We start from the raw sequence: 21,634 nt of genomic DNA, 5'->3' as shown, positions 1-21,634 counted from the left end.
TTAGGGTTGAACTCTGCCAGCGGGGAGATTGTCTCCTCGGTCTGGTAAGGAGAAGTGGCTGAGTGGCCGAAAGCGCTTCTTTGCTAAAGAAGTGAACCTCAAAAGGGTTCCGCGGGTTCGAATCCCGCCTTCTCCGCCATTTTCACCTAATTACGAACGATCGGAACCAAAAGGTTCAAATTGAACCTTACTCACTGAAAGCCAACAAGTTGCATCGAGCAATCAACATAGAATTGGTTCCGGAGTGTTCGTAATTCCGCCTTTCACGGGATCTTTGGCTCGCCTGCGAAGTAGCATATTGCTTTTTCAGGGGAACCAGCTAGCTGGGGCAACCATTCACTATTTGCGTCGTGAGCGGTAACGCAGTTTCTCCGCAAGCTTGTCTAATTGGCGCTCTTTTAGCTCTTTCAATGACTTTGGTACTGCTTTCAAGCCAAACTCGTTTGCGGCAAATTCCTTCACCTCAGAATCACTCCATTCTAGAGTTTTTCTGGCGGCATGAATCACACGATACTTTTGTGTCCTCCATTCATCATTGTTCGAACGCCGCAGTGACCGTGTACGCTTCCCTGCTTCTTGATTCAGCCAATTTACAACATCATCAAACCTTTCGACAGGAAGCATCTTATAACTCGTGCACCTAAACATTTTTCTCATCACACCATACAATTCCTGATAGGAGCTACCCTTGCCCGCCTTCTCGTCGATTTTGGAGATCTCAACGATCTTCTCATTAATCTGCGTGGCTTGATCTTCTGTAATATGAGTTTCGTTTGGCTGCACATTTGGGCGCAATATCTTATTTTCGACCACATTGATATCCCCCTCTGCGTAATTAAGTCGATTCCGAGATCCTGATTGAGTGATATTCACATGACGCTCTGTCGGCGCTCCAGCTTGTTCCAATAGCTTCTCCAGCATCTTCAAAAGGCTAATGAGTTCAGGGTCAGATGCTACATCATGAGGCTGAAGCTCTTCTAGCAATACTTGCTGCCGAGCCTGAGACTCTGGCTTAGCCTCAACCTTGCCAAGCGCATCGATCACGTCGTATTCCTTCTCGAAGCGCTTCTCAACATAACGACGCAAGGCTCCGTAGCCATCAAGAACCGCCTTTGTAAAAGCATTTTCAATCGGCTTTTTTAGAAAAGCTGAAGCGGATACAATTGTAGTGAGTGCTGTTTCCCAGTCCATAATCTAAAAGTTGCTAAAAAATCTAATTATAACCAGATTAGGGCAGACGAAAAAGGCACCGTCAACGCAGTACGATTCTAGAAACAACGCTTGCTAGCCATATCAGTCCTGATTCGAATATAAGTTGATATACCCTTCCCTGATAAATTTGAGGTTAATTACAGGAGACTCATTTAAGCCAAACCTTGAATCTTCAGAATCACTTCAAAACGCGCCCACTGTTCTTCGCGTGTGAGTCGACAAAGTGGCCTGAGAGTTCTCTCGGAAAGCAATTTCGAAGCTTTCTTTGGAGGCAGATTCAAAACAAATTCCTGAATCCCCCCCTGTAAGCATGTCAGATCGAGTATTTGCCTTATACGTCTCGGTGTCAGTTCCACTTGCTGGGCTATATCTTGAGGGGTCAGATATTTACGCTCGGTGAGGATGGACATCCAGTCAATCGCGGTTTCGAGGAGGTGACGATTACGACGAATCCGGAAATTGGGCAATTTTCGCGAAATCATCTGAGACTGTTTCTCCAACTGAAAAGGATGCACGAGGAAGGCTCCTGTTTTCCAGTCCTGACCGATCAGACCAATTACAAAGGTGGAGTGCATTCGGGTTCGTATAGATACCTGATCGTAGCCGGATGAGCCCAAATCGGGGTTTCCAGCCTGCTCAGGAAGGCTTCCGAAGACACTTTGGATAAAAAACTCAATCTCAACTCGATAGTATTTGGCCGCACGCCCCACATTTTCGGCGTTAACTTGGCATGGCAATTGGTTGCTCGTTGGATCCAGGCGTGAAACTTTAAGTGACTTGACAAGCAAACCAATCAATTCTTCTCGTTCAGTAAACGTCAACGTGTAGAATACTTTTGAAAAATTGCTCAACGCTTTCGCGACAACTTCTTCGTTAGACACGATTTGCTCTTTGTAGCGGATTTGTGCTTTAATCTGTTCGCGCTGCGAGGTGACAGCCTGCTTCTCCGCCGTGAGTTCATCCGCTTCAGAATAGAGTTCATTGGAAAAGGCTCCGCGACCTTTTCGAGCCAAATTCAGCAGGTTCTTAATTTCTTGATTCAATTCTGTCAGATGTTGCGTCACCTCGCGCAGTTGACTGCGCAGCGGACGTACGGATTTCTTTTTCTCTTCCAGCGCAGCCCGGAGCGTGGCTTTGATTACTTTAGGATGCTGAGCGAAAGCTCCGATAGTACGAACAAGAAATTGATCAAAATCGGCACCAGGCAGATTGCGTAGCTGACACGATGAGTTCTTGCCAAAGTCGATGACATTTTGACAACAATAATAGGCACGCTGGGAGCCGTCCGGCAACTTGCGTCCTCCTGCTCTGGGTGATAATGCGCAGCCACAGTGACCACACCCAATTAGCCCTTTGAGCACAAGTTCGTGCTTATTTAGCGATGCTTGTGGACGTCCCACTTGCTCTCGTCGATTCTCCAGAGCACGATTCGCCTGTCCCCACAACTTATCAGTAACAATAGCCTCCCAAAGCGCGGGGTACTCATTGCCAACATTGTCACGCGTGGCGGCTTTGTATTTTAGATTTTCGATTAGATTACGGACGCTTTTTACCGTCCACTTGCGACCACCAACTTCGCGCTCATTGTCGCGGCCCTTGTTGAAAATGCGTTTTTTCGATGTGGATCCCAGTGCATTGACGTGATCGGCAATCTCTTTCAACCCCTTACCAGCGGCAGCCAGTTGATACATGACCTTTACAATTTTCGCCTCCGCGGGATTTATGTTCAAAGTATGATTTGAAGTGTCAGACTCATATCCGAATGGAACCATGCTTCGATGCCAACGGCCCATTCTAGCCTCCTCTGTATACTTATCCTTTAGACGCAGAGATGTCATCTCTCGCTCCCACTGAGCGAAAGTCATGCGTTGATTCAGAGCGGCACGACCATCAGGGGTACTGCTGTTGAAACTTTCAGTAGCGGAAGCAAAATCGACTCCATGGAGTTCCATAATTTCCCAGAGCTTGTAGAGATCACGCATTGAGCGAGTTAAACGATCCAGCTTGTAGATAACTACGACGTCCACCTCGTCAGCGTTGATTGCTTCGATGATCTGTTGAATGCCAGGACGCTTGAGATTCTTGGCTGAATAACCGGCATCCTTGATCACCCTGATTTTCATCCAGCCTTTGCCCTCATTAAGTGCAATCAAGCGCTCGCAGAATACTTCCTGCGTTCCCATCGAATTATCCTCACGACGCGCCTGATCCTCGGTGCTGACACGCAAGTAGATAATAACTCGAACGATTGTCCTTAACGCTTGTTTGTATTTTGATAACTTTTTCACGATTTTTTAGTTATCAGGGGTTTGGGCAAGTGATACCGCGTAGCTCGCCCCTTACCTTGCGGAATAAGCTTACCTGCTTTAACGAGTTCACGGAGGCGACGATGGGCGGTAGTACGACTCATGTCCGCGAGATCCATGATCTCCGACATACCCAAGACCTTGTGCTGATCAAAGAGAGTCAGGATGGGGGCAGTCTGGCTTGAACAATCTTCAACCTGAGTGGCGACTAGTTCAGGGGGTGCGCAGGATGACAAGACGAGCGCTTTGGCCAAAAGTTGGCCAATACGCTCTATCCGTTGATTCTCCTTAATGTATGCCGAAGCCCTCACATTAAGGTTATACCCAGATCGAAAATTTTAGAAACTTAGATTTGAGTGTTTTTTTATTTCAACTCGAAAAAAGCACTAATTTACGATTCTGAGGTGGAGTCACCGCATTTTAGCGATGATTCCACCTCCATTAGGTCGGCCTTTGATTGGGAAGGAATTGTGCTTTAATCTACTGAGCTTGGGAAAATCCGAATTCACTTTGTATATTCTTAAATGAATCCCGATTCGCTAAAGCTATAGTAATCTGTGCTATAGCCTAAGATCATATGATCCACAAGGTCGATACCGATGATTTGAGCGGCTTCGCGTAGTTTTCGGGTAACTTGAATATCCGCACGGCTCGGCGCAGTGTGTCCGCTGGGGTGGTTGTGGATGCAAATGATACCTGTGGCGCTCGCTAGAATGGCGGGCTTGAAAACCTCACGGGCGTGCACGACCGTGGAGGTTGCACTCCCGCGACTGACTAATGCTCTGCCGATGGGCATGTTTCTTCGATTTAACAGAATTACGTAAAACCACTCGACGGTGGGGTCTTCATCGAAGGCTCCCTCCATGTATTTGATGATTTGAGCCGCCGATTCGGCGTCGTTCAGCTCTAACGAATGCAAGGCGGCAGCGTTACCATGTCGTGCGAGGTGGAGGCAGAGTCCCACACGCCAAGTTTGCTCGGCTCGCCGTCGAAGAACTTCGCCATACAGGCTTTCGTCTGTTTTCGCAGTTTCACGACACTCCTCTTCTATTTTTGAAATGAAGTTTTGGGCCGAAGAAGAAGGCTCCACCAATGTTGCGCTGGCTTCAAAACGATAAGCCTCCAATATTTCCTTTAACTTTTCACTGTAACTGCTGCGGATACTGGCGATTCGCCTGCCATCGACTGGAGGATGGGGATTTTCGGATTGCTTAATGGGCGCATGCAGGAAACGAGGGAGTAAACCGGAGCGATTGAGCACGGCCTTTTGCACGAAAGTCCTGTAGGCATCGCCTTGCGTCAGCAAGAGCGTGGTTAGGCACGGTCGACGTAGTCTGACAGAATTTCTGGAGACGCGATTGGTAAGGGCAAGGTCTCCGCTGTAGCCTTTTAAAAAGAAGGATTCTTCTTTCGTATCGGGAGTACCAAGTCGCTTCAACAGATACCGCGCATCCGCCGAGACTGTTGAGATGCTCTCTTTTGATCTAGACATGATCTGCGCGAGAGCTTCCGAAGTCGAGTCGTCAGCCAAGAGACAGGGCGGTTCACGATAAGCGCCGCAGGCTGAGCGAGCGCGTTCGGCTTTCTCCAGCATGTTGAAGATCTGCATGACTCGACCGGTATGTAGCTTACGAATTTCGGTTCTCATGCCAGAGACACGCGCTTTTAGTAGCTCTTCGCCTGCGCGTGCTTTCACGGCAGGAATTTCCGCCCACCATTGGTGCAGGGCGGCCTCAAATGAAAGAACTGGCTCCAGCATGTCGCGAAAGACTTCACTTTTACCAACACCTGAACTCACGCCCAGTAGAACGAAGAGGTTGGCTCGGGTAGTTCGCCGAATTCCAGAAGCGATTTCGATACCTGGGCCTGCACTCGTTGCGATGGCGGCCAAAGCCACCATGAGTGGAATCTCAGGTGGCACTTGCCGTTCAAAGGAACAGAGTCGGATACGATCCAGTAGAATGGGTGGTAGCGAATCCATCCAATCGGACTGACTATTGCGGTGGATCTTTCTACGCTCGGTCATGTTGGCTCTCCCTCAGTTGTGATTCTACGCCGTCTAGATCTTCTGGCTCTAGTTCGCAGAGTTCATGGCGTTCTTTCTTGGGCATGCGCATCAAGCGTCCCGCCTGATTTTCGAGAACTATCTCTAGCGCACTGCGAACCATTCTGGCGTTGGCATCTCCCGTCAGACGCTCTCGATACAGCTTTTGCCAAAGCAGTTCACTTCGCAGCATGAAGCCGTCGCTGGCGTCAAACCCACAACTGCGGAGCATCTGTTTCTGGATGGCGAGTAATTCGATCTCGTCAAAATCGTCAAAACGAATAGTGCGGTTAAATCTGGAACGTAGCCCTGGATTTGAAGCGATGAAGTTCCGCATTTCCTGCGAGTAGCCAGCGACAATGACGACCACACTGTCGCGCCGATCCTCCATCAGCTTAACGATGGTGTCAATCGCCTCACGACCGTAGAGATCTTCTTTGTCATGGCTCAGCGAATAGGCTTCGTCGATAAAGAGCACGCCACCGTCGGCGTCATCGAATACGCGCTCAACCTTTATCGGCGTTTGCCCAAGGAACTCGCCGACGAGTCCTGACTTGTCAACTTCGACGGTATGTCCGCTCTCCAGAAGTCCCAGAGCTTTCAAGATTTTGCCCAATAATCGAGCGAACGAGGTCTTCCCCGTCCCGGGTGACCCTGAAAAGACGCAATGAAAACTGACTCTCGATTGCGGCAATTTCAAACGACGACGTTGGGACTCAATCTGGGCGAAGTCTGCCAAACGACGGATGGATCGCTTAGCAGACTGTAAGCCAATCAGCCCATTGATTGCATAAAGTGCCTCTTCGAGAGCGATCTCATTGACTTGACCATTTTTTGACTGCACAGCTTGCGATTCTAGATCTGGTGAGCCAGCTTCAAGCAAGTCCGCCCCCACAGCGTCGAACGCTGGCGGCGGCTGATAATTCCGTCCTCCTGCCACGATTGGAGGGTTAGCTCCTTCGAGTGCTTCCTGGAATAAAGCTTCAATTGGTGCGATTATCTTACGTTTGAAATCATTAGAAAGGGAAGTCATCTGAAACCTCCTTTTCTGTGGGGATAGTTCCCGTCCATGCGTGCACCAAATCGACGGCTCTAGCACCTGCATACTCGTTTTTGTAGGTGCGAACCTCTACAGGGTACCAATTCTCCTCACGTTTAACTAAAAGAATGGTAGCTCGCTGAGGTGACAGCATTTTGTAGGCATAATGAATACCCGAGAGAATCGATTTGGCGTAGGTCATTACACAATTTCCCATTTCATCGCCTTCACGCCAAAGTGCTCGCACAGAGGTCAGTGCTTGGATTTCAACTTTACTCGATTTTATTGTGGCCAGTGGCGGCTTGGGGAGTCGCTTGCGTTTACAGTCTTCGCCCAAAGCTAAACGTAGTTCCAACGACTCTTTGGTTTGAAGCAGTTTTCGAAGCGAAACCTGCTGTCCTTGGAATGGCCAGTATGGAAGCTTGCGAGTGACATGACGATAATGCGCAATTTCTTCTACTAGAGCCGAAACTGAAAGGTCGAGTGGCGGCGTAATGTCGTTGATTCGCAGATTGAGGAGATTTGTATCCAGATATTCGAGTGGCAATTGAAGGGTGTCCAAGGTCTCGGTCGTAATCGTATTCAAATGACGCAAAAGTCTTCGACGCGCTTTGTCTTGAACGGCCGCTTGAAGTTGTTCGAGTTGGCGCGGATAACAATCTTCAACGGGTACCTTGGACAAAATTCGGAAAACCTCCCGCGTGGCAGGAAGACCGAGCATCTTTAGACGCTCATTGCGTCCACGGTAAAACGCACGGATACGGTCGAGGTCGCGATCAGTTTGACGTTCAGCCTCGTGAACCGCCATCAAAGCGATCAGTGCCGGGCAGTGCTGGCTCCACTGCGTGAAATAATCTGGGTGTAGCTGAGAGACTTCAAGCATGTCGCGCCACAAGCAGCGCGGATACTTGTGTATCATTTGTAAGACTTGATTAGGGATTTTACCACGCCACAATAGGGCGAAGGTATCCTTGGATTCTAGCAACTCAGTAACTATTTGATTGGCTGCTTCGGTATTATCGCCGATCACAGTAAAATCAGGCCAGGGCCGTAGCGTGAGGTTGTCGACGCGGATAGAAGCGTCGGAGAGGTATTGATATTTTGTATTTGTTTTCATAATTGCTTTCGCAAATTTTAGTTTTGGCAGTAATTTCGGATCCAATTGCGCAGGAGCTTCATAGTTTCGGGTCTCACTGCTCGCGCGTTCGCCACAATCATCGCTTCCTCGATCCGCCACTGCCTGCGGTCACACTTGATCAAAACGGTGGCACGCTCAGGAAGTATAAGCTTGTATGCGTAATTTTCTGATAACCCTATTTGAACCGCAAATGATTCAATGCAGTTCGACATTTCCGTGGCCTCACGTCGCAAGGCCGTGCGACTTTTAAGCGGCATAATCTCAAAGCCTTCATCTTCAACGCCATCAATTGGTGGCTGAGCAAAGGTTTCTAGGACATGGTTCGTTTTATGTAGAAATTTGTTATACGCCCTCAGTAGTTGCGGCCACGAATGGAGACAATTTCGGTATGGCCAGTGTTGCAGGCAGGCCATTTCGCGCCTGTTGGCGAGTTCGCTGACAATCTCCCGAATTGAATACTCTTCAAACTGCGGCTCTATTGCGGCAAGTCGATGAATCGCAGGGTCTAGGATGGGTGGAAAACAAGTCAGCAGCCAAAAGTTCTCGCCAGTGATAGTTGGCAAGTGTTGCAACAAACGTCGTTTCGAGGAAATTGCCCAGAGCTCTCTTAGGCTTTGAATTTGATAGGTGTAGGCATGCTCGATCGGTATCTTAGAAAGAGTTTTGATGAAACTTTTTGAATTCGGAAAGCGAGCAAAGCTAAGCAACTGATCTAAATCGAGAGTCCCCCACATGCTGATGCGCTCCGTAATTGAGGGATTTTTTTGGGTTTGCCGATAACACCAATAAGTCGCGGCCAGCAAGGTCATGGCTGGATTCCTTGCCGCCGAGGATAGGAAATATTCAGGCATGGCCTGCGCCATTTCAGCCAACTCAACGTGACACTCGGTAAATCGTTGCAAAAGCTTTAAAATCACTGGCGGTATCGGCGCGCGCCACGCCGCGCAGCTTAGATCATCGTTGCATAGCGCGTCCTGCAGGAAATGGGCCCGCCAGAGTCCACCAATTCGTTTTGAGCCGAGCGGCTTAAGGTTAGGCCATGCTTGGTAATTTTCGTAATCATATTGCAGGACACCGTTTTCAAGTAGTTTTGGATACATACTTTTTATGTTTGCGGTGTGCAGACACAAAAGAGCCCCGCCGATTGCTCGACAGGGCTCCATAGCATTGATTCAACCAATTAGACCAAAAATTCACAAAGCCGGCCTTCAGGGGTGTGAGGGCCCGGCTCCATACGACGGTGTAATTCAACGATGAACTCGCCGACTTCAGGCCAATGCGAGTCCTTGTGAGGTAGTGGGCTCTCAAATTGAATATGCAGGTAACCACCAAAGCGCAGAACTAAATTCCATCCAAACACATCTTTGATCGTGCAATTCTGATAAGCGGGCCAGTGCGTCTCGCGCATGAGCTCATAAAATGGCTTTGCCCAGTAAAGTGGCAAATCGAACAATCCTGTGGGGACTTCCAATCCGCTGGCGTGATAAAGCTCAACCATTTGCTGATTAATCGTCGGCGAACTGCCTATTGTGGGTAATGAATCCAAAACTATCGAAAGCGAATTTGGCGGGGCGTATTCTGGGATGCCCAGCTCGCGCTGGTATTCGATCAGGTAGTCAGTACAGGCAAGGTTTCCTTGTTTGAGATCTTCTTCGCTCATCTGATTGAGTGCGACATAGTGCGCAGTTTCTTCGTCGGACTGATAGTTTTTTGATGGTTTGTTCATGTTATTTGATTCGTTTTGTATGTTGTTCTTTAGCGACATAAGGCTGATGGCTTGAGCCTGCCTCAGGCCGAACGGGAAATCTTTCATTTTGGTTTCCTGTAAATCTCTTCCAGAAAAACGCCGAGCATCATGACCGCGACTAGTGGCAGACAGATGACTAGATCTATGATAAAGATATGATCTTCATTAGTATCAAAATCATGGAGATACCAAGATGGCCCATATCGCTGAAACCAAATCAATGCGACACAAAGCCAGAGCAGTAGAATCGGAGGATATACAGGTATCAGTGATGCCGCAGTGCATAGTATTAGCAGACACCAGAAGCTTATGTTTTCATTTTTCATATAGATTATTACTTTCTCCTAATTCTTCTCACCATGGGATATTTTGGTTCTGTTTTAGTGGGACTAGACTTAGCGCTTCGTTGTAAATGCTGGATCCAACGATGGCATAGGCATCACCAGTGGCGAGTCGTGCAATGGCACCTGGTGGCACAGCGGGCGTTCGGATTTGCCTGAGAAACTTAGATGGTAGATGACGCCTTATAGTGGGAGATTGGCCTTCGTAGATCGTGGTGTCAGTGAGCACTTCGGTTTTCATCCCCAGATACGCAGCAGCCATCGCATCAACCTCGGGGTCTCTGCCACGGAAAAAGACCAGATTGGCGAAATTGGCCAAGGCGGCATCTCGCGAGGGCTTACCAATCGAGACATCCAAGGCCGCGAGACTCTGTGTGGCTGCTACGACAAACCCGCCTCTTGAGCGGATCATTGCCAAGGCATCAATATCAGAATACCGGTTGCCAGTTCCCGCAGTGACACAAATCGGCCAGTCGTCGAGGATTAATCCCGCGATGGGCTCACCAGTCCGGTGAGTTTCTTGCTCCAAGATCGCTTCATAGAACAAGCCTTTTGCAAAGCGGCTGAGCAATCGTGAACATTCAGGATGTCGGATACCATCTATGCTGATCAAAACGATCTTCTGTTCATTCACAGCAGTGGATATATCGATGGGAGCGCCTCCATCGAAATACCGAAACGCCGTCTCGCTGTTCATCGGGCCCGCGAGTGTGGCCGCCATACTCTGGAGTATGGATCGAGTTCGGTGATCCAGCGTGTCCCACATTTTGTGAGTAGCGACGACTTCGTCGACAATCAACTGGATGCTCGGATCGTGATCATCGCGCTGATCTTTCAACGCGTCGATTTCTTTAACATACTCAATGTCTCTGAGCTGATGAAGCAAAAGATAACGGATTAATTGTTTCACAAGCGTATTGTAATCCCACTGAATATTTTCCGAAAGATGGATTAACCGCAAAGTTTGCCGAATCAATGCCTCAAAGGTATTTTCCCAATACTTGTTTCGTTCGTCGCGTGGTATGAGTGATCCCAGCAGCGAGGTCAGTCGATCAATCGATTCAAGGCCGCCATTCTCCATATCATTGAAGATATTTAGATGAGCATTTCCCTCGCCATTAATAACCACTAAATCGTCTTCACGCTCGGCTTCGAAGCAAGCACGCCTGACCGCAGCTTCCATAGAGCCGTCAGCCTTCGTATCCAATATACACATACCGACTTTAGCACCGCCAACCTGAACCAATTGCGATATGATCGGGTGAATCAAGCGTGAGGTCTTACCCGAACCTGACCCGCCGATGGCTAGGGTATGCCCCAGCAAATCATCCTCAGAAAAGTCCAATGTTGATCCTGCAGGTTCGAAGCATTTAAGATTAATGAGTGGGTCATTCATGGCTGACACCTCCTTTGAAAAGTTTGAGAATGTCATCGGATCGCTGATCATTGGCCTCATCTGACATTCTAGCGATTGACCAAAGATAATTCATGCGCCCGAAATCGTGATGCAAAATTTCCAAAATGAGGCGCGGGTCGAAGCTGGCCGCACACATAGGATTAGTATCTCGCTTGTAGGTGCCGACTTCATCTATCAGACAAAGGTAGGCAACCGCCATACTCGCGTTCTCGTTACAGAGGAAAAACGTCCACCATGGCCAGCGTCTGTGCAACTCTCGGTAGAATCGACGCACTTCGGGAATACAATAAATTTCCTCAGTACGATCGTTATAGCCATCGACCATAAAAACCAATGAGTCGAATTTATCCCTCAGTTCGTGGTTCCACAGCTGAGGCCAATGTCCGAAAAGCGCGTCGAAACGCTTAAAGTCGAGTGCCTCAACTTCAGCTTTGGTGAATGTGTGTAGAATGATTTGTTTCATAATTTTGATATTTTAGGTTAATTTTAACGTTTGTTATTTTTAGGTTTTCGGGAGGGAGCCTTCCACGGTTCGATAAAACCTTTCTTTTCGAGCTCGACGCAGGTCATGGCATCCTGCTCGCCGAGTTCGTGTCTCTCATGGTGGTAGCGACGACACACGAATTCGATCGGTCCTCCGCCGTGCGGCTGATCTCTATTAATGCCAAATATTTCGCTTACAACACGCAGCCAACGCCGACTGCACAGCTTCGACAGACTATTGTATTTTCTAGTTTCGTCGATGTGGTGACCGTCCAGATCTTCACCGGGAATGTCATCCTTCCCACAGACCATGCAGCCGATGCACTCTTTAAGAGAGTTCAGGCGAGGAATATTGCGTGCGCGGTTGCGTTTAATTTGTCGCGCGACTTGGCGCGATACGTTAGGAGTGTATTTTTTAGGCATAATTGGATCTATTTTTTTGTTTCAAGAAACAGCATTTTTACTGTTAATTTTTTAGTTCCAAGGTGGATAGAGACGAGTTGGGCGCTACCATCCCTCTTCATTTTTACGTGTGCTCACATCGAAGCGACTCAGGCTTGAGTCAACCGACTTCTAGTGATCCCAAATCAACTAGCACAGTCTAAGAGGAGAAAGACCGTAGCATACCACGATTTTAGGAACTTGCTAAGAATGCGCTGACGGAAATCTTCAATTTTATTGAGTATCGATCTTAAACGCTGTTCCTTCGAGTTAGATTAAGTTCAAGCGTAATCGCCAATGCTCGAAAATGATCCACTGACTTGCCGTATCGAGGGTGACATAATTTGTGAGCAAAGCAGCGAGTGCCTCCCGGGCTTCAGGGCAACAGGCCCCCTTTCCCTTTATGAATTCACGGTATCCTTGCATGGCACCTGTACCTTCACGCACCGGGAAGGGCTGACCATCAATCGTGGCGTCAGGCAGGGTTTTGTACGGATCGACAATTTGTCCGTCCTTCGAATTATAGTATCTCTTAAAATACGGATGGCAGTGAAGGCTTTGATTGTTCTGCCACACTGCGGGGAGGACCACTTTGATACTCGTCCTGTTCATGTCAGGATGACAATACCAATCATAGACCCATTGATGCTGGTCAATGATTCGTCCAGAATGTAGCAGTTCATGGATCCAAGCGCGTTCCCCCTTTGCTTCCTGCCCATACCGTCCCAGAAATTCAAATGCCTCCTTTAGAATGCGGTTTTCGTAATCCGTATAGACCAAAACACTGCCCACACCTTTTAAGGCAGACTTGAGTTGCCGTATGAATTTCAGCGTCGGAATTTCATCTCTCACATTGAGCCATTCGCGGTGTACGATGTGTCCATCGCGGTGGAGTATATGAGCTGAAAATTGAAACGGAAGCACCTGTCCTGGTCGAGTATCCGCATACCACGGCACGGTCATCAAAATCGTCTCGAAGTCCACGAAGGCAATCGGCCAATCTAGATGGTTAATTGCTTCGCCCAAGTGCGGATCTATCCACTCTTTTCCGGTGCGCTGACACCTCAACTGGATGCGTTGCCGGTTCTGATGTTCACCGTGCAATTCTGTATCGGAAACATCGAAGAGTGATGTTTTACCCTCTGTGATTTTTTGATCCGCCAACAGCGCCTGTTTATTTTCGGCCTGTTTCAGACTGTAGAGCTGATATAGAGAAAACAGATGCGGGTCGGGGTCGGCCAGTGCCCCCCAGCATTGATGAAAACCATCGTCCTGGTTGCGTCCGTCCTTGAGCCTAAAGTCGCAGTTTCGACAACGGTATTTCAACGTGGGTTCTGGTCGCTGGCCTGAATGCCACGCCGCAGCCATTGAATCCATTGACTGCGAAACCTCTTCGACAATTTTATGGATCGCTTCGGTAGCATCAAAGAATTTTAGAATCGAGTGCTTGCGGCGCTGCTTAACTGAGCATTCGCCAGAGTTCTCCATACAAGACTCCAGAGTCGTTTTTGATATAGCGACCTCCTCCTCACAGGCCTGAGTTGTTTCCTCCGGCAACAGAAAATACGGCACCACGGTATACTGCGAAAACGCTCGTTGCAGGATCACAGTTTGGAAGGCCAAATCGTGAACAATCTCTCGGTACCCCGCACGCACATCACCATACATGTTAATGAGCATCTTGCCCTCCTGATGCCAGCGTAGCTTGCCGATCTTACTCTTCACCTCGATCACGTAAAGTGTATCGCCTTTACGTATCAAAACGTCGGGTCGAGAGAGGAATTCACCGTGGATGATACAGGCCTCAAACAAAGTCATCGAATCAGACTTCAGAGCACTCCGTGTGATACTGCTTGCAGTCTCCGAATTGGATTCATCAATCAAACGCCCATCGGCGAATAGACGCTGTGCTAGTTGACCGACACCCTTGCCCTCCTTCGCTAGGTATTTTAGAAAGCCGTCGCCCTCACTTTTAGAGGGGCACTTTCGCCATCCGTGAAAGGCCGATGTGGGGCAAAACTGCCAGCGCTTGTAGTCTGATTTAGTTAGGTGTTTTTTAGCCATGAATTTTAAGTTCAAGGCATGCTCGCGACGATAAAGACTGGTTGATGGCTAGCTGTTTTCCTCATCCATGTCGTCTAAACTTTTGCCTGCTCTCAATGCGCGAACAGCTGTTTCGAATTGATCATTAAGAGTGATCGTTTCGCCGCCTATAGTTTCCGAATCAAACAGGTAGTTTACAGCCTCAGAAAAGGGTATTTCTAGGGACTCATGGACATTATAAAGCTGCTCATCCTTGACTACCTCCAGAGACTTCATCACAGCCTTTCGATACTTCTCGAAATCTTGCCTAAAACAGTCTTCGAAAGTAGCCAACGCGGTCTCTGGATGGATGGCGAAAAGCACCTTGCTCCAAGACCGGATCTGATACATCTGAGATGCAGAAAAACGTTCCGATGCACACTCGCAATCGAGTAAAGCCTCAAGGCTCATTTTTATATCTCCTACACGCCTACGGTAAGCATAGGTTTGCAGCAAATTTCCTGCCCCTTGCCATAGACTTGCTCGCTCCTCTTCAGTCAGGTTATTCAGGCGTATTTCAGGGGACTTGATTACCCTTATTTTATCAGTCTTTTTCTTTACCTTCTTAGGTGCCGTTTTAGACTCTTCTTTGAGGTGCCGTTTATGCGACTTTTCGAGATTCTGCTTGGTGGTTTTTACTCCGTGCTTTTCATTCAAGATTGCGGCGATTTCGGTGTAACCGATGCCCCCTGAAAGCAGATCCAGTATCTCGGTCTGAAAGCGTTTAAAAATTCCTAGTTTGCGTGGCATGGTATCTAGTGGTGATGCCTTAATTATAACCCAAAATGGCTTCCCCCGTCAACTTACCCGCCGAAGGCTAAGGAATGCACCCCGTCAACCTTAGCGAAGCTTAAGGGGAGGGGTCTAAGTAATCTATTCCAATTGGAGGCGAAGCCGACCACAGCATGCCGAAACTCGCTAAATATCGGCCATCCACACGAGTTGCATTCCTCACTGCGTTTTCAGTATAATGAGAGCAAAGCCAATGTTCGACATCACTCCCATAGAATCCGCAGAGGCTGCAAAGGAATATTACTTTGCGGGTAACCGTGCGGACTACTATTCGGGCTCGAAAGACAAGCCAGGCATCTGGAGCGGTAAAGTGGCCGAAATGATGGGGCTCAAGGGAATCGTCAAGCGGGAGGATTTCGCGGCGCTTTGCGACCACATCAATCCCGCCACAGGAGAGCCTTTGACAGTCCGCAAAAACAAGAAACGGCGGGTTGGCTACGACCTTTGTTATGGCCCACCGAAAAGCGTCTCAGTAATGCACGCCCTCACGGGTGACCATCGCATACAACTAGCACTGGAAGGGGCCTTCGCCGACACGCTTAAACAAATCGAAAAAGACGCTCTCACTCGCGTACGCATAAAGGGCAAAGACATCAACCGTTCGACGGGCAATTTATTGTGCGCACAATTTACGCATAAAAATTCCCGCCCGACCGAGCGTGACGGGCGCGTTTTGCCAGACCCTCACCTGCACTGTCACGGGGTCGTATTTAATGTAACTTTCGACCCGATTGAAAAGCGCTGGAAAGCGGCTCAACTCGGCGACATCAAACGCGATGCCAACTACTTTCAAGAGTGTATGCACAACCGGCTCATTCGCCGCCTGCAAAAGCTTGGCTATCAAATTCAGCAAACTGGCGACGGATGGGAAATCGCGGGCATTCCCCGTGAGGTAATCGATAAATTTTCTCAACGCTCCCAAGACATTAAACGGGCACGCAAGGGGGAGGAAGAACTGCTCGGTAAAAAGCTATCGGGAAGACAGGCCGCACGACTTGGAAAGCGGACTCGAAAGTTGAAAAAGGATACCGAAAAATTAAGCGAGTTGGAGTTAAAGGAAATCTGGCGAAAACGGCTGACGCCCGAAGAATTTGTAGCCGTCCAAAAATGCCACCACAGCGCAAGAATTCAGGAGTCCTTAATCAGACAATACGACCTCGAAAGCGATTCGCAGCATTTCGCGCAGGAGGGCTTTAATTACGCAAAGAACAAGCACTTCGCAACGAAATCGGTAATGGACAAACGTCAGCTCATAGCCGAAGCGATAAAGGCCTCCTACGGCGATGCACATTTCGAGACGATCGAGCGAATCTCCAAAGAATCCGATTTGCTCACCTACGACGAAGATGGTCGCACCTGGTGCACCACCAAACAGGTGCGGGAAGAAGAGCGCTACTTTATCAAGTTCGCCCGCGAAGGACGGACGCGGTGTGAAGCTTTCGCGAACAAGCCTGACATGTCACTCGCACAGGGGCTGTCCGACCAGCAGACGCTCGCCTACAGGCATGTGTTAACATCACATGATCAAGTAATGGGAATTCGAGGAAAAGCGGGCACTGGCAAGACGACCATGATGCAGCGGATCGTCAAAGCCATCGAACAATCAGGAAAAACCGTAAAACCATTTGCTCCGAGTCACGGTGCTGTCGAAGTCTTGCGAAGCGAGGGCTTCAAAGGTTCTGAAACGATCCAGCAATTTCTTGTCAACGAAGCCCTACAGGCAGAGGCGCAAGACTGTGTGCTCTGGATCGACGAAGCCGGCCTTCTCAGTTCCAAGCAAATGGCAAAACTAGCCAGCATCGCAAGGCGACAAAACTGCCGCCTCATCCTGACGGGCGACACAGGACAGCACTCGGGCGTGGAGCGCGGCGATGCACTCCGAATCCTCGAAACCCATGGTGGCCTGCGCCCCGCGCAATTGGATCAAATCTTCCGCCAAAAAGACCCTACTTATAATGATGCAGTTAAACATCTAGCCAACGGCGAAATCGACGAAGCGTTCGAGAAGCTAGATATCTTGGACTCCATTCAGGAAATCACCGACGTGGATCGACCCAAAGAATTAGCCGTCCAATATATAAGCTCCCAGCTCCAAGGGCGCACGGCACTGGTGGTCTCCCCCACCAATCGCGAGGCGGCGGAAGTCACCAAGTACATCAGGCGCTATATGATTAAGAAAAATACCCTCACGGGTATATCTACGGATTATCAGAGACTAAAAAGTCTGCAATACAATCCCGCCGAACTGTCCCGAGCGTTCAATTACCAGCCCGGACAAGTCGTTGAACCCCACGCCGACATGGGCAACCGACAACTACCCATTGGCAAGCGCGCGAAGGTAGTCAAAGTCGAAGGAAAAACAGTTTGGGTCGAGAACCACAAGGGCGAGCACTTTCCTCTGGATTTAACCAAGTCCGAAAAATTCAATCTCTACGAAGAAAAGGGGCTCTTCCTGATGCGAGGCGACAAAATCCAAATCAAAAAAAGCGGAAAGGCCCGCGATGGCAGTCGGATCCTGAACGGGACAATCGACGAAGTCGAAGAGATCGCAGCCAATGGCGACATTCGCTTAAAAGGTGGCAAGATCCTTCCCGTGGACTTCATGCACATCGACCACGGTTACTGCGTAACATCCCATTCGAGCCAAGGACGCACCGTGGATGATGTTTACATAGCCGAATCTGCCATGAGTTTTCCCGCGGCCAGCCTTGAGCAATTTTACGTTTCATGCAGCCGTGGCCGGGAGCGACTCCGTATCTTCACCGATGATATAAGCGAGTTAAAACAGGCTATCAGCCGCTCCTGCTCACGTAAATCAACACATGACTACGATTGGGATGTTCAGGCGAGATTACGCAGGCAGAATCCGAGCAATATTCAGAAGGTCTCACGTTATTCCCATCAGTGGTTGGATAATTTCGGCAAGTCACTGGCAGCCCCAACAAAAAGAACAGCTCCAGAATCACCTAGACCTGAGCCCACACAATCCGCAGCCCCCTCTCTTTCCTTAGAGACCAACCCAAAAACATCAATCGATATTGACCTATGAACACAGAAAACGAACACATAAAATCAGAAAAACGCCACGACCGCACCGGACGTAGCCCGATGCTCACTCTAATCTATAAGAATCAACAGCGGCAGTCCTTCGCTTATGCCTACCTGCTAGAGAGCAGCTATATTGAGTCCGACGCAGGCGATTGGATCACCCTCAATTTTGGATTCACCACTGTTCAACTTGGAGGGCGCGGGATAGTGGGCATCTACCACGAAATCACTCAACACCACGCCGCAGAACTCAACGAGATTGAAGCCTCGGATCTGTCGCCCAACCGTGGCGGCATTCTCAAAATCAACATTATCCGCCCTGAAACAGGAGAATAACACTTGGGTTGAATTTGGATTTCAGCGCGCTCACCAATCGGCAATTTCACGAGACCACCTGAAGCTCTTCGTTGTCAGTGGCGAGCAATCCGCTGATGAAGATACAAACCGCTTTGAGCTGCTCCGAGCGTTCATCCCAATGCGGAGAGTCCACAGACTCCAGAGCCTCAGCGTCCTCCGCCACATAGCGGATTAGTTCCAATTCAGCCTCCGTGAAGAACGACTTATGATTGAGCTTCTCGATAAAATCTGCACGCCGCTCCAATTCGCGCGCCTGCATACGACAGATTTTTGACAGCGTCGATAGCTCTGGCACAGATCCAATATCTCCCTTATCCAACTGCGGAATTTCGATTTTCTCCGAGGATATGTGCGTATTCTCGTCCTGCGCAAGCGCCTTAGGTTCGAGAAACTCGCCACCGAATACAAGTTGCCGATCAGGCTCTTTAGCCGAGGATTCAATCGGCTGTGGTTCCACTTTCGCCACTTCATTTCCAGCAATTGTCTTCTTCGGCTTGGCCGACTTGAATTTACCGTCCCGACCGCGCCGGACAGTTGTTTCCGCACCTGGCACTTGCCCCCGCTGGTATGCCACCGTGCGCAGGGAGACCCCCGTCAGATCATGGATTTCGGCATCCGTCATATGGGGATCCTCACGGAGCAAGCAACGCACGGCGTTACGACGCTCTTTCCGATTCAACGGTGTGCCATTGAATTTGTTGGACAAGACCGAAATGCGCATGGCCTCGGCCTTGCTCAGCCCGCAGTAGACTCGGGCTTGGATCGTCGCATCCTCGCCCAACTCAAGACGGGTCGCCATAGTCTGCTGAAAACCAGCGATAATCTGGTATTTGCCGTCAGGCTTTTCCAATAGGTCAACGTTATCGAATCTGACACCCGAGCGAATCTTCTCGCGGAGATCCGACACACTCTTGTCATGAGTGGACACCCGGTGCTGAAAATAGTCGTCGGCCAGAATGTCACGGACGGCGACGGTTTGTATGGTGAATGTAATATTTGGCTCTTGCATACTACATCGTAATGAACGCGCATAGCCAAAGAAAGAGATTTCTCAAAAAAAATTCTACCCCGCAGATTGCGGGGTAGAATGCATCAGCGCAAAAAGTTGGGATCATTGCCATTATCAACGTTCTACATGTCTGCGGCGAAGCCGCAAAAATCCAATGTTTGAAGTTTCAGGCGGAGCCTGAGATGCTAAATTCACGAACCACCTTTCGGTTCATCGAAGAGTCTTCCCCGAGAACTTCGCGGTAATGTTCCGCCGTATTGATAATGTATGAGAACTGCTCCAAAATTTGAACCATGTCTCTGGAGTTAGCATATCAGGTGTAATTCAACTCGGACTCCGCGACACTCATGAAACTCTGCAAAACCCTCCCGATTTCGGCCATGGCCTTGCCACGCTTCGCCAGATTACGGCTTTGATGATTGCCCAATCGGAGCTTCTTACCCGTCGATTCGAACTGCTGTTTCAAAATTGGAATTTCTCCTCCAGAGGATACTCGATCACCTTCTGCTGCTTCGGTTTACTTGTCTCGGCGTAGCTTAAGCGAAGACAGATCCAACCCGCCAAAACCACTAAAAACATCTGGACTTGTTTATTCAAGAGGACGAGATTCCGAAATGATAAAAAGGCCGTCAAAGCGCATCAGCACAGAACGGATCGTATAAGTGAAGGGAGTACGCTTTTATCTAATTTCCGGAAGCAGAACAGTTCCTACAGTTGAACCCCTTACACTAATTCAGTCGCCCCTTAAAAAGTTGTATCAAATTGTTTATCAAATTGATGTGGTAGATGTATTTGTTTGAATCGACCAGTAAACTCGCTTAAACGCTACAAAACTGGTCATTTTAATGAAACCGAAGACCCGCTCCGCCGAATCCGCTCAATTTTTCCAACACGATTTGGAGCATTTGCTCGATCAACGTCAGCCACTTTACAAGTTGGCCAATCAGCTGCCTTGGAATGAGCTGGAAGAAGCCTTCGAGAGTTATTACAGCCAGATTGGTCGTCCGGCTTTGCCGACACGTTTAATGGCGAGGCTTTTGCTTTTAAGGCAGTTGGAGAATCTATCCGACGAACGAGTCTGCGCGGCCTGGGCACGCGATCCTTACATGCAATATTTTTGCGGAGGACGTTACCTCCAGTGGAAGCTGCCGTGCGAGCCAAGTGAGCTGGTTCACTTCCGTAATCGCATTGGCGGTGAAAGCGTGGAAAAGATCTTCAAAATGACCGTAGAACTGCACGCTGATAAAGTGGCGAATAAAGAAGAACTGGTGGCTGACACGACGGTTCAAGAAGCCAATATTAAGTTCCCTACGGATACGCGCCTGCATGCGGATTGCATCGAGAAGCTCTGGCGTATGGGTGAGGCAGAAGAAGTCTCCTGGCGTCGTAGCTATGTGCGAACGGTGCCTACCTTGTTGGCGCGTTTGCGCACTCGAAGCAACCGTCTGGTGAAGGAGCGCAGGAAGTGCCGCCGTAAAATCAAAACGATCGCAGGCCGCTTGTTACGTGACTTTAAGCGTAATGTCGGCTCTTGCGGTGAGTTGCTCTACGCAGAGGAACTTGCATTGATCAAGCGTGTGCTCCGGCAGAAGCGCCACGATAAGAACAAGGTCTATTCCCGTCACGATCCGCAGGTTCTGTGCATCGCCAAAGGCAAAGCACACAAGAAGTATGAGTTTGGAAGGAAGGCTTCGGTGACGATGCTACGCGACAGCGGCGTGATCGTCTCGGCGGTCAGCTTTAAAGAAAATCTCTACGACGGAGACACCTTGGAACCTGCTCTCGAACAGGCCTCGTCTATGACCGGAAAAACCTTCGAAAGCGTCTTAGTGGACAAGGGCTATCGCGGCCGTAAAAACGTCAGTGGGACCGAGGTGGTTATCCCCGAAAAGATTAGCAAAAAGCTCAGTGCGTATCATCGGCGCAAACAACGAAAACGCAACGGCCGGCGGGCGGTGATCGAGCCGGTCATCGGCCACCTCAAGAGTGACTACCGAATGGCTCGATGCTTCCTAAAAGGAGCACTTGGGGCCGAACTGAACCTCGGACTCGCCGCAGCTGCTTGGAACCTCAAGAAGTGGATCAACGAGCTTCTTTTGGCTCTCATTTTATGGCGCGAGCATAACTTGCAATCATGCAACCTACACCTCCAAAACAAATTTTACTCGGCTCTCTGAG

At 49.2% G+C, this 21,634-nt stretch carries 18 protein-coding genes and 1 tRNA gene; 4 read left to right on the top strand and 15 right to left on the bottom strand.

Annotated features, from left to right (window positions below; genetic code table 11):
- The first annotated feature begins 48 nt into the window (after window positions 1-48).
- Window positions 49-139 (top strand) — tRNA-Ser (locus SH580_RS17135).
- 200 nt (window positions 140-339) lie between these two features.
- Here the strand turns inward: SH580_RS17135 and SH580_RS17130 are convergent.
- The 13 genes from SH580_RS17130 to SH580_RS17075 form a co-directional block, all read right to left on the bottom strand.
- A complete protein-coding gene (locus SH580_RS17130) occupies window positions 340-1,191 on the bottom strand; it encodes a Het-E N-terminal domain-containing protein (RefSeq protein WP_319832043.1) in 852 nt (283 codons plus the stop codon).
- Between the two features lie 173 nt (window positions 1,192-1,364).
- Window positions 1,365-3,500, bottom strand: a complete 2,136-nt coding sequence (locus SH580_RS17125) for a recombinase family protein (RefSeq protein ID WP_319832042.1) — start codon at window positions 3,498-3,500, stop codon at window positions 1,365-1,367.
- Window positions 3,497-3,829 carry a helix-turn-helix domain-containing protein gene (locus tag SH580_RS22235; RefSeq protein WP_425607104.1) on the bottom strand — a complete coding sequence of 111 codons (333 nt, stop codon included), beginning with the start codon at window positions 3,827-3,829 and terminating at the stop codon, window positions 3,497-3,499. Before SH580_RS22235 ends, SH580_RS17125 begins: the two co-directional genes overlap by 4 nt.
- A gap of 209 nt (window positions 3,830-4,038) precedes the next feature.
- On the bottom strand, window positions 4,039-5,544 hold the full coding sequence (locus SH580_RS17120) for a JAB domain-containing protein (protein ID WP_319832041.1): 1,506 nt from the start codon (window positions 5,542-5,544) through the stop codon (window positions 4,039-4,041).
- Window positions 5,531-6,595: an AAA family ATPase gene (locus SH580_RS17115; protein ID WP_319832040.1), complete on the bottom strand. Its 1,065-nt coding sequence runs from the start codon at window positions 6,593-6,595 to the stop codon at window positions 5,531-5,533. The genes SH580_RS17120 and SH580_RS17115 overlap by 14 nt, the downstream gene beginning before the upstream one ends.
- Window positions 6,579-7,718, bottom strand: coding sequence for a PcfJ domain-containing protein (locus tag SH580_RS17110; protein WP_319832039.1), 1,140 nt, complete (start codon window positions 7,716-7,718; stop codon window positions 6,579-6,581). Before SH580_RS17110 ends, SH580_RS17115 begins: the two co-directional genes overlap by 17 nt.
- A gap of 17 nt (window positions 7,719-7,735) precedes the next feature.
- Entirely contained in the window at window positions 7,736-8,611 is an 876-nt protein-coding gene (locus SH580_RS17105; RefSeq protein WP_319832038.1) for a hypothetical protein, read from the bottom strand.
- Between the two features lie 308 nt (window positions 8,612-8,919).
- On the bottom strand, window positions 8,920-9,465 hold the full coding sequence (locus tag SH580_RS17100; RefSeq protein WP_319832037.1) for a hypothetical protein: 546 nt from the start codon (window positions 9,463-9,465) through the stop codon (window positions 8,920-8,922).
- Between the two features lie 375 nt (window positions 9,466-9,840).
- Window positions 9,841-11,223, bottom strand: a complete 1,383-nt coding sequence (locus tag SH580_RS17095) for a type IV secretory system conjugative DNA transfer family protein (protein WP_319832036.1) — start codon at window positions 11,221-11,223, stop codon at window positions 9,841-9,843.
- Window positions 11,216-11,707 (bottom strand): hypothetical protein, encoded by a 492-nt coding sequence (locus SH580_RS17090; RefSeq protein ID WP_319832035.1) that lies wholly within the window; start codon window positions 11,705-11,707, stop codon window positions 11,216-11,218. The genes SH580_RS17095 and SH580_RS17090 overlap by 8 nt, the downstream gene beginning before the upstream one ends.
- A gap of 23 nt (window positions 11,708-11,730) precedes the next feature.
- Window positions 11,731-12,150 carry a hypothetical protein gene (locus tag SH580_RS17085; protein ID WP_319832034.1) on the bottom strand — a complete coding sequence of 140 codons (420 nt, stop codon included), beginning with the start codon at window positions 12,148-12,150 and terminating at the stop codon, window positions 11,731-11,733.
- A 288-nt stretch (window positions 12,151-12,438) separates the two neighbouring features.
- The gene (locus SH580_RS17080) at window positions 12,439-14,232 is read right to left on the bottom strand and encodes a DUF2779 domain-containing protein (RefSeq protein WP_319832033.1); all 1,794 of its coding nucleotides are present in this window, start codon (window positions 14,230-14,232) and stop codon (window positions 12,439-12,441) included.
- Between the two features lie 48 nt (window positions 14,233-14,280).
- Window positions 14,281-15,000 (bottom strand): hypothetical protein, encoded by a 720-nt coding sequence (locus SH580_RS17075; protein ID WP_319832032.1) that lies wholly within the window; start codon window positions 14,998-15,000, stop codon window positions 14,281-14,283.
- A 220-nt stretch (window positions 15,001-15,220) separates the two neighbouring features.
- Here SH580_RS17075 and mobF point away from each other — a divergent pair, with 220 nt between their 5' ends.
- Both mobF and SH580_RS17065 read left to right on the top strand, forming a co-directional pair.
- Window positions 15,221-18,091 carry a MobF family relaxase gene (gene mobF, locus SH580_RS17070; protein ID WP_319832031.1) on the top strand — a complete coding sequence of 957 codons (2,871 nt, stop codon included), beginning with the start codon at window positions 15,221-15,223 and terminating at the stop codon, window positions 18,089-18,091.
- Window positions 18,088-18,426, top strand: coding sequence for a hypothetical protein (locus SH580_RS17065; protein WP_319832030.1), 339 nt, complete (start codon window positions 18,088-18,090; stop codon window positions 18,424-18,426). The genes mobF and SH580_RS17065 overlap by 4 nt, the downstream gene beginning before the upstream one ends.
- Window positions 18,427-18,472: 46 nt before the next feature.
- On the opposite strand, the gene SH580_RS17060 is transcribed toward SH580_RS17065, so the two are convergent.
- Window positions 18,473-19,456 carry a ParB/RepB/Spo0J family partition protein gene (locus tag SH580_RS17060; protein WP_319832029.1) on the bottom strand — a complete coding sequence of 328 codons (984 nt, stop codon included), beginning with the start codon at window positions 19,454-19,456 and terminating at the stop codon, window positions 18,473-18,475.
- A 313-nt stretch (window positions 19,457-19,769) separates the two neighbouring features.
- On the bottom strand, window positions 19,770-19,922 hold the full coding sequence (locus tag SH580_RS17055; RefSeq protein WP_319832028.1) for a hypothetical protein: 153 nt from the start codon (window positions 19,920-19,922) through the stop codon (window positions 19,770-19,772).
- A gap of 379 nt (window positions 19,923-20,301) precedes the next feature.
- Here SH580_RS17055 and SH580_RS17050 point away from each other — a divergent pair, with 379 nt between their 5' ends.
- The gene (locus SH580_RS17050) at window positions 20,302-21,633 is read left to right on the top strand and encodes an IS5 family transposase (protein ID WP_319832027.1); all 1,332 of its coding nucleotides are present in this window, start codon (window positions 20,302-20,304) and stop codon (window positions 21,631-21,633) included.
- Window position 21,634: the final 1 nt, after the last annotated feature.

The organism is Coraliomargarita algicola, from assembly GCF_033878955.1.
In the GTDB taxonomy this organism is placed as follows: Bacteria; Verrucomicrobiota; Verrucomicrobiia; order Opitutales; family Coraliomargaritaceae; genus Thalassobacterium; species Thalassobacterium algicola.
Note: the sequence above shows the minus strand (reverse complement) of the source record. Positions and strands in the feature narration are given on the sequence as shown.

What these genes read in the sequence shown, in the direction of transcription:
- SH580_RS17090 (WP_319832035.1), bottom strand. Translation starts at nt 11,707, where the DNA reads ATGAAACAAATCATTCTACACACATTCACCAAAGCTGAAGTTGAGGCA.
- SH580_RS17100 (WP_319832037.1), bottom strand. Translation starts at nt 9,465, where the DNA reads ATGAACAAACCATCAAAAAACTATCAGTCCGACGAAGAAACTGCGCAC.
- SH580_RS17110 (WP_319832039.1), bottom strand. Translation starts at nt 7,718, where the DNA reads ATGAAAACAAATACAAAATATCAATACCTCTCCGACGCTTCTATCCGC.
- SH580_RS17080 (WP_319832033.1), bottom strand. Translation starts at nt 14,232, where the DNA reads ATGGCTAAAAAACACCTAACTAAATCAGACTACAAGCGCTGGCAGTTT.
- SH580_RS17130 (WP_319832043.1), bottom strand. Translation starts at nt 1,191, where the DNA reads ATGGACTGGGAAACAGCACTCACTACAATTGTATCCGCTTCAGCTTTT.
- mobF (WP_319832031.1), top strand. Translation starts at nt 15,221, where the DNA reads ATGAGAGCAAAGCCAATGTTCGACATCACTCCCATAGAATCCGCAGAG.
- SH580_RS17065 (WP_319832030.1), top strand. Translation starts at nt 18,088, where the DNA reads ATGAACACAGAAAACGAACACATAAAATCAGAAAAACGCCACGACCGC.
- SH580_RS17050 (WP_319832027.1), top strand. Translation starts at nt 20,302, where the DNA reads ATGAAACCGAAGACCCGCTCCGCCGAATCCGCTCAATTTTTCCAACAC.
- SH580_RS17060 (WP_319832029.1), bottom strand. Translation starts at nt 19,456, where the DNA reads ATGCAAGAGCCAAATATTACATTCACCATACAAACCGTCGCCGTCCGT.
- SH580_RS17075 (WP_319832032.1), bottom strand. Translation starts at nt 15,000, where the DNA reads ATGCCACGCAAACTAGGAATTTTTAAACGCTTTCAGACCGAGATACTG.
- SH580_RS17095 (WP_319832036.1), bottom strand. Translation starts at nt 11,223, where the DNA reads ATGAATGACCCACTCATTAATCTTAAATGCTTCGAACCTGCAGGATCA.
- SH580_RS17115 (WP_319832040.1), bottom strand. Translation starts at nt 6,595, where the DNA reads ATGACTTCCCTTTCTAATGATTTCAAACGTAAGATAATCGCACCAATT.
- SH580_RS17085 (WP_319832034.1), bottom strand. Translation starts at nt 12,150, where the DNA reads ATGCCTAAAAAATACACTCCTAACGTATCGCGCCAAGTCGCGCGACAA.
- SH580_RS17120 (WP_319832041.1), bottom strand. Translation starts at nt 5,544, where the DNA reads ATGACCGAGCGTAGAAAGATCCACCGCAATAGTCAGTCCGATTGGATG.